Annotated in this window: 10 protein-coding genes; 3 read left to right on the forward strand and 7 right to left on the reverse strand. The window is 54.5% G+C overall.

Annotated elements, in window-relative coordinates:
• The first annotated feature begins 9 nt into the window (after positions 1 to 9).
• Positions 10 to 336, forward strand: coding sequence for a tryptophan synthase subunit beta like protein (locus ACU6TU_RS01980; protein WP_447142926.1), 327 nt, complete (start codon positions 10 to 12; stop codon positions 334 to 336).
• A gap of 126 nt (positions 337 to 462) precedes the next feature.
• Here the strand turns inward: ACU6TU_RS01980 and ACU6TU_RS01985 are convergent, their stop codons facing one another.
• The 3 genes from ACU6TU_RS01985 to ACU6TU_RS01995 all read right to left on the reverse strand — a co-directional run bounded on the left by ACU6TU_RS01985 (position 463) and on the right by ACU6TU_RS01995 (position 5138).
• The gene (locus ACU6TU_RS01985) at positions 463 to 2358 is read right to left on the reverse strand and encodes an EAL domain-containing protein (protein ID WP_447142927.1); all 1896 of its coding nucleotides are present in this window, start codon (positions 2356 to 2358) and stop codon (positions 463 to 465) included.
• 92 nt (positions 2359 to 2450) lie between these two features.
• On the reverse strand, positions 2451 to 3164 hold the full coding sequence (locus tag ACU6TU_RS01990; RefSeq protein ID WP_447142928.1) for a transglutaminase-like cysteine peptidase: 714 nt from the start codon (positions 3162 to 3164) through the stop codon (positions 2451 to 2453).
• 237 nt (positions 3165 to 3401) lie between these two features.
• On the reverse strand, positions 3402 to 5138 hold the full coding sequence (locus tag ACU6TU_RS01995; RefSeq protein ID WP_447142929.1) for a diguanylate cyclase: 1737 nt from the start codon (positions 5136 to 5138) through the stop codon (positions 3402 to 3404).
• A gap of 499 nt (positions 5139 to 5637) precedes the next feature.
• Between ACU6TU_RS01995 and ACU6TU_RS02000 the strand changes: the two genes are divergently transcribed.
• Entirely contained in the window at positions 5638 to 7854 is a 2217-nt protein-coding gene (locus ACU6TU_RS02000) for a CHASE2 domain-containing protein (protein ID WP_447142930.1), read from the forward strand.
• 47 nt (positions 7855 to 7901) lie between these two features.
• Here the strand turns inward: ACU6TU_RS02000 and ACU6TU_RS02005 are convergent, their stop codons facing one another.
• The 4 genes from ACU6TU_RS02005 to ACU6TU_RS02020 are packed head-to-tail and all read right to left on the reverse strand — an operon-like array spanning position 7902 to position 14573.
• Positions 7902 to 10661, reverse strand: a complete 2760-nt coding sequence (locus tag ACU6TU_RS02005; protein WP_447142931.1) for a FecR family protein — start codon at positions 10659 to 10661, stop codon at positions 7902 to 7904.
• A gap of 11 nt (positions 10662 to 10672) precedes the next feature.
• Positions 10673 to 12097 (reverse strand): outer membrane beta-barrel protein, encoded by a 1425-nt coding sequence (locus ACU6TU_RS02010; protein WP_447142932.1) that lies wholly within the window; start codon positions 12095 to 12097, stop codon positions 10673 to 10675.
• Positions 12098 to 12109: 12 nt separating this feature from the next.
• Positions 12110 to 12883, reverse strand: coding sequence for a 3',5'-cyclic-nucleotide phosphodiesterase (locus tag ACU6TU_RS02015; protein ID WP_447142933.1), 774 nt, complete (start codon positions 12881 to 12883; stop codon positions 12110 to 12112).
• A 13-nt stretch (positions 12884 to 12896) separates the two neighbouring features.
• A complete protein-coding gene (locus ACU6TU_RS02020) occupies positions 12897 to 14573 on the reverse strand; it encodes a GAF and HD-GYP domain-containing protein (protein ID WP_447142934.1) in 1677 nt (558 codons plus the stop codon).
• A 383-nt stretch (positions 14574 to 14956) separates the two neighbouring features.
• Between ACU6TU_RS02020 and ACU6TU_RS02025 the strand changes: the two genes are divergently transcribed.
• Positions 14957 to 16636 carry an NAD-dependent malic enzyme gene (locus ACU6TU_RS02025; protein ID WP_447142935.1) on the forward strand — a complete coding sequence of 560 codons (1680 nt, stop codon included), beginning with the start codon at positions 14957 to 14959 and terminating at the stop codon, positions 16634 to 16636.
• Positions 16637 to 16674 lie beyond the last annotated feature (38 nt).

Below are 16674 nucleotides of genomic sequence, written 5' to 3' on the forward strand. Positions count from 1 at the left end.
AGATTCAGGATGTACGTTAAACGTGATGCGAAGGGCGTGATTGTTCAAGTCAGCAAGACGTCTACGCCAGAATGCGAGGAACACCTGGCACCGGGGTCGACGGAGCTGGCGGCGTTCTTCAAGGCTGAGCAGGATGAGGCGGCGAAACTGCGTGAATCCGATATGGAGTTTGTTCGGGTATTGGAGGATGTGATTACGCTGCTGATGGACAAGGGTATCTTGCGCTTTACCGACTTGCCGGAGAAGGCCCAGGATAAGTTGCTGGATCGCCAATCGCTGCGTAAGCGGGTGAACGACGTGGGATTAATCGATGATGGTGATAGCGATGTAATCTGAGGCGCTGTCTCTCTGATATACAGCAAAAGCTTTCAACAGGCGCTTTCGATTTTTTCGAAAGCGCCTGTTGTTTGGTGGTTATTTAATGGTGGTGGTCATTTAATGGCTAAGAAGCAGATCAGCGTTCTACTTCACGCCAGGGCCGGTAATACCGTCCAGGCCGAGGTCAAACAGGGCATTGGCTTCGGCTTCGTGCTTCACACCTTCCCCAATGGCCAGGATGCCCAGCGAGTGGGCGAGCGTGGCCATACCACGCAGAATGGTCTGCTGGTCGGTGGAGTGTTCTACGCCGCTAACCAGTGAGGAATCGAATTTGAGGAAGCTCAAACCGAGATCATGCAGGTCGGCGAGTTTGTTGAATTCGCTGCCGACGTGCTCAAGACCAATCTTCACGCCCATTGGCTGCAGCTCACGGCACAACAGACGGAAGCTGGCGAGGTCGTGAATGGCCACATGCTCGGGCAACTCCATCCATAACCAGTCCGTGGTGGAGCCTGCCTGACGCAGTTTCTGGGTCAGGTTTCTGATGAAATGAACATCACGCAACGAGCGGGCGGATATGTTGATGCCGATCGGTTGCTGGCTTTTACTGATTTGCGTCAGCGCGGCTTCCAGTACGGCCATGTCCAGCGCATCATCACGCTGCAAACGGTGTACCCATGGCATAAAGGTGCCTGCGTTACGCCAGCTGCCTTTCATATAGAGACGCGAGGGTGCTTCGTAATGAATCAGGCCGCCATTGCGATTCCGAACCGGATACGAGGCCAGTTGTACGCCTTCTTTCATTGCGTCATCAATCGCGTGCCGCCACTCTTCCTGGGTAGTATAGAGCGCATTACGCTGATCACCCTGGGTGACCGCTATCTGGCCGTCGGCCCGAGCTTCCGCAGACGCCAGCGTATCATCCAGCGTGGAAAGCCGTTGCGAAAGCGTATCGCCTTCCTGGTAATCGACCAGTGCAGAGACAAGGACAATCTCACTGTTCACCGACGCACGAAGGCTTTCCAGATGACCGTTGAGGGCTTGGGCAACCGTATCAAGGTCTGTCGCCGTGGGGGTGATCAACAGGAAATCGCTGCCGTTCAGGCGTCCCACGTCGGCGTCGCCGTAGGGATCGCCGACCTCTTGCAAATGCTGAACCAGTGAGGTCAGCAAGGTATCAACGCCTCGTCGGCCAAGCGATTCATTGAGTTCTGCCAGCTCGTCCACGCGAACAAGGGCCAGTGCACCACTGGCACGATGAGAGTTACTTGCCAGATTACGTTTCAGGCGGTCAAGTACGGTTTCACGCGTCAAGGCATGAGTGATCGGGTCTTCCTGCAAACGGCGGCGCAGATCGTCCAGTTTACCGGTTTCTTCGCTGAGCATTTCATGCACGGCACCTGAAAGCGTGTTCATGGCCCGCACGACCTGGCGTAATTCAAGCGTGTAAGGTTCTTCTGTGGTGGTAAACCGGCGAGCGCTGATGCTCTTGGCCTGTTGAATGACCTCCACCAGCGGCTTGCGAATGGTGCGCACAATCCACCAGGCGAGAAGAAAGCTGATGACGCCTGCCAGTGCAAACCAGCCGATCATTTCCAGGCTGCTGCGCCAAAGTGTGCGGTAGGCAAAGCTGTGCTGGCTTTCCAGTGTCAGTGTGCCGTACTGGCTCCATCCATCCTGGATAACTGCCTGGCCGGGGGATACATCAAAGCTGACCAGATTGATAAACCACTGGGGCACATCACCGATATACTCCTCGCCTTCACGCTGAAACATGATCTCGCCTTCCGGTGAGCGCAGTTCAATCAGGCGGTAGTGGCCGGTGTCGAACTGAGCAGCGATCAGCAGCTCCATCGTCACCGGGTCCTTTTCAAGCTGCGTCATCGACAGCGCCAGCGCGTTGGCATTGTCCGCGTTCTTGATCTGAACTTCCTGTTCGATGTAATGACGGCTGCTGGTAACGCTGATTGCCAGGCTGCCAATAAAAGCCAGCAGCAAAATGGCAACCACAGTGAGCCAGAGTTGTTTGATTAACGACATGGAAAAATCCTCTTCATGACATCTGGCCTGTAAAACGATTATCGTTGGTACATGTAGGAATGACGCTGTTCAAAACGCGCCTGGAAACATATTTATACAAAGCCCTGCTCCTGCATACGTGACACCACGTTACGCCAGCGTGAAAGCCGTGCCATTGGGTCGGCACGGGAGCTGCTGCTGCCACCGGCCCATAAGCCACTGCTGTTAAAACTGAATACCGGGTCAAGGTCATTGCGTCGCGAAGCAGGCTGTATCGAGGCCACAATGTTGTCGAGGATAAGCGGCTCCGAAGCAGGTGTCTGGTAGAACCCCAGCACCATGTGCGCCTGAGTGACCTGTGAACGTCCAATGCGTGCACGAACGTAGATCATACGCAGCTTGTTGCCGTCCACACCGAGTTCCTTGAGGGTGATGTACTTGGCGATAGAGTAGTCTTCACAGTCGCCTTCTTCTCGGCCCAGGGTTTCCAGTGGCGTTGCCCAGTAATCTTCCTGTCCCCAGATTTGAATATCATCCCGCCAGCGCACGCGGCGATTGAAAAAACCATTCACATCACGCAGTTGTTCGGCAACGGTGGCGCTACGTAAACGATCCAATAACGCAAACCATTCTTCCAGCGCTTGCAGGCCACGGGCACCATACTGGCGGCTCATGCTGTCGCGCAGCCGCGCTGGGTTGAACGCATTCGCTGTCGTTGGAAAGTAACCCAAGGCTCCCGCCGCCAACGCAAGACCTGCCGCCGCCAGAAACTGGCGCCGGGAAAGGGGTGGGGCGTGTGAGGAGCGAAGTGGGTGCCGCAGCGCCATAAAACTCACCGAAATAATTTATTACAATTAGTTTAGCAGATAAAAATGCATGACCGTTTTTAAAAACGTCCTTAAAAACGTCCTTAAAAACGCGCTGAAAAGCGTTCTGCAAAATGTTCTGAAAAACGTCCAGAAAAATACTTTTTGCAATCTTTTCAGGCCCTCGTCTAGCTGCATTTTTGAACTTAGCCGGTATAGAGGTTCCCGCATCGGAAGATAAGTGTGATATCAAGGAGGCTAAACGGACGGAATTGTACGATAAGGCAGCACACAGTTACGCCCTTGGGATTTTCCTCTGTACAGCGCCTCGTCGGCACGATGGATAAACGTATCAGTGCTTTCGCCGAGTTGATATTCAGCAATGCCCATGGTGCAGGTCATATAAAGGTCTTTCCCGCCGTCTGTTTTCAGTGGGGTCTGTTCCAGTTCACGACGAATGCGCTCGGCAATATCGAAAGCTTTACGGATGGGTTGTTGTTGCAGCACGATAGTGAACTCTTCGCCACCATAGCGGCAGATAGGGTCCTTGTCGCGGACGATGCTCTTCATGATACCCGCCACATGCACTAACGCCCGGTCACCTAGTATGTGCCCCCAGCGATCGTTAAAATCCTTGAAATGGTCAATATCAATCATGATGACCGTGAGCGGGTGAAAATGCTGGATACGGTCGGTGCATTTTTCCAGGTGCTGGTTAAGGTAGCGGCGATTATAAAGCCCCGTGAGCCCATCGGTAAGACTCAGATTAACGAAGCGTAGTTTGTCTTTTACCAGGGTTTCCCGTTCGCTGTGCAATATCTTGATACGGTCTGCCAGTGCGAGTGAAAACAGCATCACTTCTAATGCTGAACCCATCTGGAAGCCGTAATAGGTCCAGAACGTGTGAGGGACGATTCCGTAGATAGAAAAGATGAACGTCGCGCAACCTGCCAGCAATGCCGCCCAGCCGATAATTAGCCACTGGGCCGGATGAAACCCACGTTGCAGGGCGCGAAAAGAGGCCACAGTAAATAGCAGCAAGGTACCCAGCCCCATGAGCGAATACATCATTACGGTTAATTGGCCGGGATATAGCCAGGCAAGTGCCAACCCAATCACACTTAGCGAGAGGAAAGCGTTAAACCAGGGGGTGAGTCGTGGGTCGCTGTGATCCACAGACAGAAACCGCTGACAGAATGACAACGCTGAAAACAGGCCGGTAGAAATCGTTGTGAACAGTAAAGCTTCATTGATGGTCGCGGATGCATTGGGCAGAAGCTCAAACAGTAACCCCTTCTGCAGAAAGAAATAAGCGGCGGAGCTGCAGATAAAGCCGATGTACCACAGGTAGCTGAGATCGCGCAGGAAAATAAGCAGAAAGGCGTTGTAGACCATTAACCCAAGCACCAATCCGAAGTACATGCCCTGGCCAAGTAAATAACCACGCCAGGCGCTGTGCATGGCTTTTTCAGAACTCAGGTTAAGATCAAAGCGCAGTGCCTGAGAGGACTCAAGACGCAAAAGGTAGTCGCCGGATGATGTCACATCAAATAGGGCTCGCCAGTTCGCGTGGGCATTGCTAAAGATGGGCTTGACCGGCATGCGAGGTAATGCATCGCTCCAGCGCGCCTTGTCTGCATCGTAACGGTAAAGACTAACCTTATGTATCAGGGGGTTGTTGATATGCAGCACCCTGGGCTGATCAATATCAACAGAGAGCAACATCCAGAAGGGGTGATCGACCACGCCAAAATTAAAATTATTGGTGTCAGCGAGACGATGCTTTCTCAGCCCATCAGGTGCTCTGTCGGGTAATACGTCGCCTGGGTAATCAAGCTGGTAGGCCGCAACTGTCTGCTGATGGGTGGGCGTTTCTTCGGCCCTGGCCTGGGTAACAACAGCAAGCATGCCCATCAGCAAAAAGCCAACCAATAGATAGATACCTTCTAGTGGAGGTAAACGCATCAACAAGGTGCGTCTCCGAAAAGCGTACATATGGTTACCGTCAGCTGAAGTAGCAAAACATGACACTGTCTGTCAGAAAAGTTTCAGTGTTCATTGGGTGTATGAAGATTGGCGTTGTAGCGGTTTTTGAGCGCAACGAGTGGCTCTTTGATAGATGCATAAAGCCTGATAAAGCGTTATTTTTCCTTCTATTATTTATGTATTTAAATTATATGAATAAATTACCCGGCTTACCGAAGCTTCCTGGATGAGTTTTTAGCCTTAACGATATGCCTATAATGGTTGCTGCAGTCTTTTCTTTTTTAAAACAACGCTAATTTAATGATGGTTTCAGTAAGATCGTTTTAGCAAAATTGATTTAGCGATAGGATAATGCCTTAAGCAAAGCACTCAAAAAAGTGCCAATATGAAGAAAAGAGGTTTTTACGTCTTTGTCTACGCATCATGTAAGTAAATGCTTACAAAATTGTCTTTTTGTTATTTAGATACATGTTTATATAATCTATTGATGTCTTCTGGTGAGGTGGGAATGGCGGCAGTGTTACTGACACGGCATCGCGCCTGGCGCTGGTTGCAATACAGTGGCGGCTTTTTCATCGTGCTGCTGCTGTTGGCAGCGTCGTCGCGCTGGCTGACCTTGCCCCTGCTGGAGCGAGTGGAATGGCTGGCCTATGACGTTAAAGTGCGTTATACCCTGCCGGACTACGCCGACCCGTCGCTGGCGATTATTGATATTGATGAGCGTAGCCTGTACGAGATAGGCCAGTGGCCGTGGCCACGTGCCACTCTGGCGACACTGATGGAAACCCTGTTCGAGGATTATCAGGCGGGGCTGCTGGGTGTTGATATTGTGTTTGCCGAACCCGAAACGTCGCCATGGCAGCAGCACTGGAATGCGATAGTGAAGGAAAATGCGGCGTTGGAAGAATTTGCCCCACCCGCAGATGGTGACGTGCAGCTTGCCAAGGCACTGGCCACTTACCCCGTGGTGTTGGGGTATTACTTTCAGTCCAGCCGAATAGACAGTGACCCGCCTCCGGTGGGGCAGCTTCCTCTTCCCGCTGACGTGAACGAACCCGTGTTACTCCCCTTTCCGCAGCCACAGCGCTTTACGGCGAACCTGCCAGCATTGCAATCAGCCGCCCTTGGGGCAGGTTATTTTGACAACCCTGATGTGGATGCCGACGGTGTGTTTCGCCGTGTTCCCATGCTACAGCGCTGGGAAGGTGAGCTGTATCCCAACCTGCCGTTGGCCATGCTGCTAACCTTGCTGGGCCAGCCACCCATTACACCGTTAATTGGTGAAGGTGCCGGTGTCACCCAGCTGGAGGCCCTGGACGTAGGCGGGTTCAATATTCCGCTGGATGCAGAGGGGTCGGCGTTGGTGCCCTGGTACGGGCCGAGAGGGCATTTTGACTACTTCTCGGCGGTTGATGTGTTGGAAAAGCGTCTGCCATTGGACGCGTTAGCGGGTAAAACCTTGCTGCTGGGCGCGACGGCGCCAGGCTTGATGGACTTGCGTTCCACGCCGGTCGGCGCGGTGTATCCAGGTCCGGAAATTAATCTCAGTCTATTGGCGGGCATGCTACATCAGCGTATCAAAGCCTCGCCGCCCTGGGTGTTAGGGGTGGAGCTGATCTGTCTGGCAGGGTTGGGGTTGGTGATGGTGACACTTTATCCACACCTGAACGCGTTGTGGCTGGTGGGGATAAGTGTGGCGCTGGGTACGCTGGTGGTGGGCGGAAATCTATGGGCATGGCAGCAGGGGTTGGCGGTTCCCATTGCGGGTTTGCTGTTGTTGTTAATTACCCAGATGCTGTGGCACCTGGCACTCAACTTTATGCGTGAGACTCAGCAGAAGCGCTGGGTCACCGACCGTTTTGGACAGTATATTCCGCCTAAGCTGGTCAATGACATGGTGGCTCAGGAAGAAGAAATCAGCTTAACGGGGGAAGAGCGCGAACTGACCGTGCTGTTTTCTGATGTGCGTGGGTTTACCGCGTTTTCTGAAGCGTTATCGCCTACCGAGCTAACCCAGGTCATGAACCGTCTGTTAACACCGCTGACGCTGGCCATTCATCAGCACGAAGGCACCATCGACAAGTACATGGGCGATGCCATCATGGCGTTCTGGGGCGCACCGCTACGCAATGATCATCATGCTGAGAAGGCCCTCGATGGTGCGTTTGCCATGCTGGAGGCGCTGGAAGAGATCAATCGTGCCTTCATGGAGGAAGATAAACCGCCGTTGGCCATGGGAATCGGCATCAATTCAGGCTTGATGAGCGTGGGCAACATGGGCTCCAGCTTTCGCATGGCGTATACCGTGATGGGCGATAACGTCAACCTGGGGGCACGTCTTGAGGGGCTCACCAAAGCCTATGGTGTGAATCTGATCATTAGTGAATTTACGGCGCAGCGGGCGCCTGACTGGTGCTGCCGACGGTTGGATAAAGTGCGTGTTAAAGGGCGTGCTGCGCCGCTATGGATCATGCAACCGTTAGGCCGTTGGGAAGCATTGAGTGCGGAAAAACGCCAGTGGCACCAGATGTTCGAACAGGCCATCGATGCGTATCAGGCGGCGGACTTTGAAACCGCCGCTGTGGCTTTTCAGACGCTTGCAGTCAACTCGGCCCCTTCAGAGGTTGATCCGCTGGTGGCACGCTATCTTGAGCGTCTGGAATATTTTCGCCATTCACCGCCCCCGCCAGGCTGGGACGGGGTGTGGACACATGACGAAAAATAACGCCCCGGTTCTCACATTTTTCTGACCGCCCGGCACCTGACTGAGGCTCAGTCATTGCGTTTGAACAGGCCCGTACCGCTGTAATCACCGCTTTCGGCGCCCCAGGCTTCAATGATACTCATGATGGCGCTGGCTTCCTCACCCACGTAACGACCCTCAAGATACCCATCTTCGAAGCAGTCCGGTGCGCAATTGGCATGGTTCAGGTCAATACGCTCCAGCATGAACGTCTGAAAACCGGCCTGAGAGGCATCAATGCTTTCCTGGCCTTGTAGCGTGCCGAAAGCGTCAAGGTGAATCTGTACGTCGACCTGACTTTGTGCCGGCGTACTGCTGAGCGTGATAACGCTGCTATCCAGAACAGGGATGATATGACCATCACGATGACTCACCAGCCCTGTCCCGGCTTCCCAATGGAAACTGACACCGGCAGTCAGCTGGGAGGAGAGGGCATCAAAGGCTTGCTGGCTGAGCGACAAGCTCAGGGTGTCGGCGAGTTCACTCGATGCGCTGATAAAAGCCACGGGGTGTTCGGTTTCCAGTGACAGGCTTCCCTGCTGGCTCAAAGTCGTACCCGGTGCCCAGTATCCCCACACGATATCGCCGCCTTCAAGTGTCTCGAGACCTTGAGCGGTTGGTTCGATATTGTGCCGATAAAGCGCGGATAGCGAACCCTCACCCGCTGGGTTGGCAAGCGTCGCCGTCGCATCCTCCAGGTCGGTACTCACGTGGCGAATCTCCTGGCTACCCCGTTCGAACCCTAGGTTGCCATAGGCGCTGGTGATGGTTTCCGGGCTGGTGGCGACTTCTACGTAGAGGTTGCCCATGGCGCCGGTGGCCTGGGTGTTGCCAAGCAGTCGACCAAAAAAGGCGCCGCTTTGGATATCCTTCCCGGTGAGCACGACGGGACTACGTGAATTATTCGGATTAGAGGCTGTAAAGTCAGTAAGGCGAACGTTTCCGCTGGCATGGTAACGGGCGACGCCCTGGGGCAAGGCGGTATCTTCGCGCAACAGAACGAAATCGGCGTTCAGGTAAAGTTCATCGTCACTGGCGCTTAACGTCAAGCGTGATGTGTTTTGATCAAGCACCAGTGGTTGGCCATTGCTGCTAAGACCGTTGCTGGCGACCAGGTTGAAGGGAATAATGTCATTGCCCAGGGCGCTGGGCGTAGTGAGCAGGTCGAGAAGCTCAGCCTGGGTGACGGTGTTGAAGGTGGCATTACTGGCAATATAGTGAAGGTCGCCTTCAATGGCGATCAGTGTCTCATTGGCCTCATCCACAATACGTAACGCGCTGGGTGCCCAACGACCCCAATAAAGCTGGGTATTATCATCAAGCTCGATATTACCCCGGGTGATGGGAATCGCGTTTTGAGCGACATGGATGGGTTGTGCCCGCTCAATCGTGGTAAGAGTATCGTCACTTTCACGCCAGCGGGTTGCGCTAGCCTGTATGCCTGAAAAGTTACCATCGTTGCGGTTCAACGCCACGCTGACAAACGGCGCGATGCGCGCTTGCTGATTATCATTGCCCAGCCAGTCTGTACCGCTGGCATCGCGGTTACGCAAACTTTCGAGACTACTGAACCCCAGCTGATTGCTGATCAGCGCATCAAAACCAGAGAGCGGCGTTTCGGGCTCTGGCGTTTCAGGCTCGGGCGTTTCGGGTTCGGGTGCTTCGGGTTCGGGTCCTTCGGGTTCTTCCGGCATTTCGGGCTCGGGCGCTTCAGGTTCCGGTGTTTCAGGTTCTGGCGCTTCAGGTTCCGGCGTTTCAGGTTCGGGCGTTTCAGGCTCTGGCATCTCGGGTTCCGGCCTTTCGGGCTCGGGCGTTTCGGGTTCCGGCGTTTCAGGCTCGGGCGTTTCGGGTTCCGGTGTTTCGGGTTCCGGCATTTCAGGCTCTGGCGTTTCAGGTTCCGGTGTTTCAGGTTCCGGTGTTTCAGGTTCCGGCGTTTCAGGCGCCGGTGCTGCGGGTTCTGGAATCTCAAGAGCGGGGACGTTGTTCACTTGGTCAGCGCTAATCGTGTCGCCGATGTCATCACGAATATCGTCCAGCGGCTTCAGTACCACCGAATCCAGAAAGGAGCTGACGATGGCAGGCCGAGCGCCATCAAGCTGCTCGAACAGTTGAATGCCCTCGGGCAGCAAGCGTGGAGCTACCTCCTGTGCGGGGCTAAAGAAAACCTGGCCGGGCTGTACCAGGGTTTGTCCTGCGGTGGTCGACATTGCCAGCAGGCCGGTTTCCACATATAGGTAGCTACCGGGTGCAGTGCCTGGCAGGCCGCGATAGCCTTCGTCGGGAATATGCAGCAGCTGAAAGCTGGTGCCGCGAATGCCCATGGTGGCTACCGGGGTGCTGTAGGACACGTTGTCGGGGGTCTGGCGCCCAATGGCTCCGCTAATCGCTCTTAGACTGCCGCGCACCAATTCACCGCTTTTGGTCGAATCCTGTGGCGTTTGTTCGTCGAGGACGTAGCGTGTCAGCGTATAGGAAGAACTCGGGCGAAGGGCTTTGATACCGCCATCGCTGTAGCGTAGTTGCAGCGTGCTGGCTTCGGCGGTGTGGAAGGTATCGCCAGGGTAGAATTCATCCCCACGGGCGGCAGGCTGGCGAGTGCCTTCACGCTCGATAAAGGCGTTGCCATGCACAAACATAATACGTCCGGCAGGCATCTCGGCAAATGCTGCAAAGGGGAATAACGCCAGGCTGCTAAGGCCAAAGGTGCTTATTCCTAAGGTGCTTAGCCTGAAGGTTCTCAGGCCGAAGGTGCCCAATCGCGTCAGTGGTCGTGTATGAAAAGTACCCATAACTCACCCCGTCAGAAAAGGTAGCGAAGGCCCAGCTGCGTTTGCAGGCGATGGGTATCAAAAAAGTTCACATTGGAATTGCGGCGTTCAATATCGGCGCGGGCTTCCACTAACCAGTCCGGGTTAAGTTGATACAACCACATCAAGCGTGCTTGCCAGAGCTGGTCGTGGCGCTCAACGGCCACGTAGTCGTTATAAAGGCTAAAGCCATCTTGCTGATAGCGGCGCTGCTGGTAAGAAAGGTCGGCGCGCAGAAGCTGCCGGTCGCCAATCGGGTAATCCATACCCGCTCCAGCACGTGCATATAACAGATCGCCACCGTTGCGCTGCGTATCTGCCCATTCATGGCCAAGCTGGGCATTTATGCGGGTATGTACGCTAGCGTGGCGAGTGGTCAGTTGCAGCCCTAGCCGCCCGCTAACGTAATCGTTACGGGAAGTGTCGAAAGCGTTGTCTTCAATGCCGAGTTGCCAGTCGAGCGTGCTGTTTGAGCTGGCAGGGTGGCGGTACGCTACCTCTCCTCCCCAACGCGTTAACAGATGATCCTGAGGCTGGCCGCTCCATGCCTGCAACAGGCTGGCACGGTAGGTAACGCTGCGCTGAGCTTCAATATCCTGCTGGTAACCGAGTTGGGCGTTTAATAATGAAAGATCAAAGTCTTGAGCCGCGTCATCCTGATAGCGCTGGGCTTGACCGGTGGCATTAAGCAGCCAACGTGACGTTTCGTTCACCGGGTAAGTGCCCTGATAGCCCCCCTGTAATTGCTGGTAAGCGCTGGCCTCGCGGCTGAAAACACGTTCATCAAAGTCAGTAAGGTCCTGGCCGGGCGCGAGCTGAGGTGTCAGACCCATCTCAATCAGGGCGTCGAGCGCCTCCCGGATCGCCGGTTGAAGAGGGTCGATGGTGATCTCATTGGGGAAACGCTGGGGGTTGCTGTCGTAGCCTATGTCGACACCCAGTTGCCAGCGGTGCTGTGGCTCGGTTTCACTACGTTGGCGTTGGTCGAGGACCGCCTGGAAACGTTCAATGGCTGCCTGAGCCTCGGGCGGTGGCGACAACGCATTAAGTCGGGCAATTTCACTTTCGGCGGCTAACCGTTGGTCAAGCTGTATCAGGGCCGCTAGCCGCTCCAGTCGAGCGCCAGCGTGGTTGGGCTGATGGATGATAACGCGGTCCAGTGCTATCAACGCGTGGCTAGGGTGGCCCGCCCGTAAGGCGGCGACGCCCAGCCAGTAATCAAAATCTGGCTGGCCACTGTTGCTTAGCTCGCTGGCTTGAAGTGCCTGATAAGCTGCATTGGCGTTATCTTGTGCCAGATAGTCCTGGGCCTTCTCAAGCGGCGTTGTAAGCGGAGTTGTATCTGCCAGTGCGCGGGGGCTTACGGCAACTGACAGCAGCAGGACAAGCACAGCAGGGTAGCGTCTGGATTGCAGCATGGGGCACGCACCTCAGGGCGTCAGCGTCCAATTCAGGGTGGGAGGCAGCAACTGGTGCAGTTCTTGTTTGATACGCGTACGTTGCTGAGGTTTAAGGTGGGTAATCCATACCGCTTTGGGGGCTGTTTCAAGCGCTGACAGTAAATGGGCGAGACGCTGGGGTGTCAGGTGCTGAGACATTTCCGCCAAACCATCCAGGTAGTTGGCAAAGGCGCACTCAATGACCAGGCAGTCCAATGAGCCTAGTTGATTGAGCGAGGCAATGGTGGTGCTGCTCAAACCGGTGTCGCCGCTGAAGGCAATCCGGGTGTGTCCGTCACTCACCCAGAAACCGCAAGTGGGCACGCTGTGGGTCACCGGAAAGGGCATGATGTCCAGCATCTGGCCGTGCGCATCGGGCAGCGTTAGCCGTTGCCAGGGATAAATCGCTTCATAGCGCAAAATCGGTGAGTCAACTGATGGCAGTCGACTGAAATTCGGCCAGATAGCCCCATTAAAAATATGGGTCTGCAGGGAGGTGATTACCTCGGGTAATGCATACACTGTCAGGCTTTGTTGATGTTCAGCCAGCGTTTCAAACTGGGTGTCCAACAGCATTGGCAGGCTGGCAATATGGTCAATGTGAGCGTGAGTGATAAAAATGCTGCGTAGCCTGGAAAGTGCGAAAGCATCCAGTTGCTGAACGCCAGTGCCAGCATCAATCAGCAAGGTGGATGAGACCAGAAAGGCACTGGTCCCTTGATGTTGCTCCAGGCCACCGCTGATGCCGAGAGGAATAATCTGCATAACAAAAAACGCCTTAATGGTTGACCGGCGGATGGTGCTCCTGAGGGGGCATGACGTTGAGACCGGGTAGCGTGGTCAGGTCGACGGTATCGATCTGATCGTTGGCGAGATGTTTTTGAGCGTAGTCGAGATAGACATTTTCCGTCACGAAAACGGTAAACAGGTCTTGATCCAGATGCTGTTCTTCGACCATTCGACCCATAATGTTTAGCGCCTGGGAGAGCTTCATTGGAGGTTTGTAGGGGCGGTCAGGGGCAGTCAGCGCTTCGAAAACATCAGCAATGCCCATCATACGTGCGGGCAACGACAGTTGTTCGCGGGTCAGCCCCTTGGGATAGCCTTTGCCATCCATATGCTCGTGATGACCGCCGGCATATTCGGGCACGCGTTTGAGGTGCTTGGGAAAGGGCAGCTCTGCCAACATATCCAGCGTTGCCACCATGTGATCTTCGATAATCCGGCGTTCGGCCGGGTTTAGAGTGCCACGACGGATGCTCAGATTTTCCAGCTCATCTGCCGTTAGCATCGGGTGCTTCAGGCCATCAATATCTTCCCATTGTTGGGCGGCAATCTGCTGTAAGCGGGTAATGTCGTCATCCTGCATGAACTCGCCACCGGTGTTGGCCTTGCGAATAAAAGCAAGGTCATCATTCAGCTGCTGACACAGCTGCTGGTAACTCTGCTCGGCGTCGGCGGGGGGGGAGTGCCCTTGATGATGGGCATCAAGCAGTGTGCGAAGGTAGGTATTAGTGAGCGCTTGGTGCTGTGCGGCAAAGCGCACTTCAATCGTGGCAATACGATCAAACAGGCCTTCCAGCTTGGTGGATTTTTCCACCACATGATGCGGGGTGACGATCTTGCCGCAATCGTGAAGCCAGGCGGCGGTTTTCAGCTCATAGCGATCATCATCGCTGAGTGTGAAGCTGGCGACGCCTGGATGCTGTGAGCGGTGGGCCGCTTCAGCCAGCAGCAAAGTGGCTTCCGGTACACGCCGGCAGTGGGCGCCAGTATGTGCCGATTTGGTGTCGATGGCCTTGGCAATGACACGAATAAAGCTATCGAACAGCGCCTGCATTTCCTCGATCAGCCGCCGGTTGGTCATGGCAACGGCTGCCTGGGAGGCTAGTGACTCGGCGATATGCTGATCGGCGCTATTAAAGGTGCCATCAATACCATTAGCGGTGCGTTTGTTCAGCAGTTGCAGGACGGCAACAATATCGCCTTCATGGTTGTGCATGGGCACTGTCAGAAACGCACGGGAGCGATAGCCGGTCTGCTTGTCGAAGTTACGCGTGCCGGAAAAATCAAAGCCCACGGCTGTGTAAGCATCTTCAATATTGACGGTGCAATCGTTCAGTACACTACAGGCAACGACTAACTGTTGATTAGGTTGACCATCGGAGCGGTATAGCGGAATTCGAGGAAACTCGGGGCCAACCGGCTCACTGAGGCCGCCAAGATGCACACCTAGTGTATCGTTCTGAACGATAGTAAACGCCAGCTGCTGGCATTCGTTATCGATGACATAAAGCGTACCGGCATCTGCTTGCGTCAGCTCACGGGCGCTGGTCAGAATATGCTCCAGTAAAGCCGCGTGATTGTTCTCAGCCGAGAGGGCAATCCCGATTTCGTTAAGCTTACGTATTCGTTGAATATCAGTATCGCTATTAGGATTGTTCAGGGCGCACACGTTGAGCCTCCCCCGTGCAGATGTTCATCGCTGCAGAGCACCTGAATGACGTTTGAAGCATTGCAAGGCGCTAAGTGGCGAAAAGTAACTGATTGTTAATATAGTAGGCTGCAAGGTCACGGAGTGCGAGCAAAATAGTCAGGAAAGTCGTCAACGCTAGGGTGGCCTTAGAGTGGGATGCTGTTTATCCCACCATACCGATACGTGTACTCGGGTAACTATCTTTGTTCTGTAGGCATGTTACATTAACGCTAAACGCGGTAAGTGCCGGATTTAAGTGCTGGATTTTGTTGCAGTGCACTAATTCTGGCAGGCAACCATGCAGCCGGAATGGCACCAAACCGCGATAGAAGCCCGCCATGTGACGATAGCGAGAAAAGCCGATGACAAACACCAACAAACGCCCTTTGTATATTCCTTACGCCGGACCGGCACTGCTGGAAATGCCGCTGCTCAACAAGGGAAGTGCCTTTAGCCAGCATGAACGTCTGGATTTCAACCTGATTGGCCTGTTGCCACAGAAAGTTGAAACCATCAACGAGCAACTAGCCCGTGCTTATCTGCAATATCAGCAGTGCAATAGTGACCTGGAACGCCATGTGCATTTGCGCGCGATTCAGGACGACAATGAAACGCTCTACTTCCGGCTGGTTTCCGAGCACCTTGAGGAAATGCTGCCGATTATTTACACCCCGACAGTCGGTAAGGCGTGTCAGGAGTTTTCGAATATCTACCGCAACCATCGGGGACTGTTCATCAGCTATCCGGATCGCGAGCACATGGAGGATATTCTGCGCAGCGCCACCAAGGATAACGTCAAGGTGATTGTGGTGACGGATGGTGAGCGAATTCTCGGCCTGGGTGATCAGGGGATAGGTGGTATGGGAATTCCGATCGGTAAGCTGGCGCTTTATACCGCTTGCGGTGGAATCAGCCCAGCTTATACGTTACCGATCATGCTTGATGTAGGTACCAATAACCAGTCGCTGTTGGATGACCCTATGTACATGGGCTGGCGTCACCCGCGGGTCAGTCAGGAAGAATACGATGCTTTCATGGCAGATTTTATCACCGCCGTGAAACGCCGTTGGCCGAACGTTCTGCTGCAGTTTGAGGATTTTGCCCAGGCGAATGCGGTGCCTTTGCTGGAGCGCTACCGGAACGAGCTTTGCTGCTTTAACGATGATGTTCAAGGAACGGCCTCTGTTGTCGTGGGTACCTTGATGGCCGCGTGCCAGGCGCGTCAACAGACCATCGCTGATCAGCGCGTGGTGTTTGTGGGCGGTGGTTCGGCAGGGTGCGGGATTGCCGAGCAAGTCGTGGTGGCCATGATAAGTGAAGGATTATTAGAAGAAGATGCACGAAAGCGTATCTACATGGTTGATCGCGAAGGTCTGATGACCAATGATCAGACGTGGCACCGTGATTTTCAGCGGCGTTTGTCGCACGACTACTCTTTGGTAGCAGACTGGGCCGGACAGGGACTTGAAGAAACCGTGGCGCAGATTAAACCAACCATCCTGATTGGCGTTTGCGGCCAGCAGGGGATCTTTACTGAAAAGGTCGTGAGAGCCATGCACGCGGCTTGTGAAAATCCGGTCATCATGCCGCTTTCCAACCCGACATCCCAGGCGGAAGCCGTACCGGAAGATATTATTCGCTGGACCGATGGCCAGGCACTGGTGGCGACGGGAAGCCCGTTTGCGCCGGTGGTCTACAATGGCCGCAGTTACCCGATTGCCCAGTGTAACAATGCGTATATTTTCCCGGGTATTGGCCTTGGTGTGGTGTCCGCTAATGCGACTCGGATAACCGATGACATGCTGATGAGCGCCTCACGTGCACTGGCCCGCGAGGCACCAATCGTCAAGGAAGGTAAAGGTGCCTTGTTGCCACCACTGTCGCGAATCGGTGAAATCAGCAAGTCAATTGCCTTCGAAGTGGCGGCGCAGGCCCAGCAGAACGACGTAGCGTTAAAAACCGGCGGCCCTGAGCTGCATGCCGCGATTGAACGCAATAGCTGGCTGCCCGTCTACCGGGATTATCGTCAGCGGGCGTTCTGATAACAAAAAAAAGCCCCCACCGAGGTGGGGGCGATGCG

The organism is Halomonas sp. LS-001 (assembly GCF_052983955.1).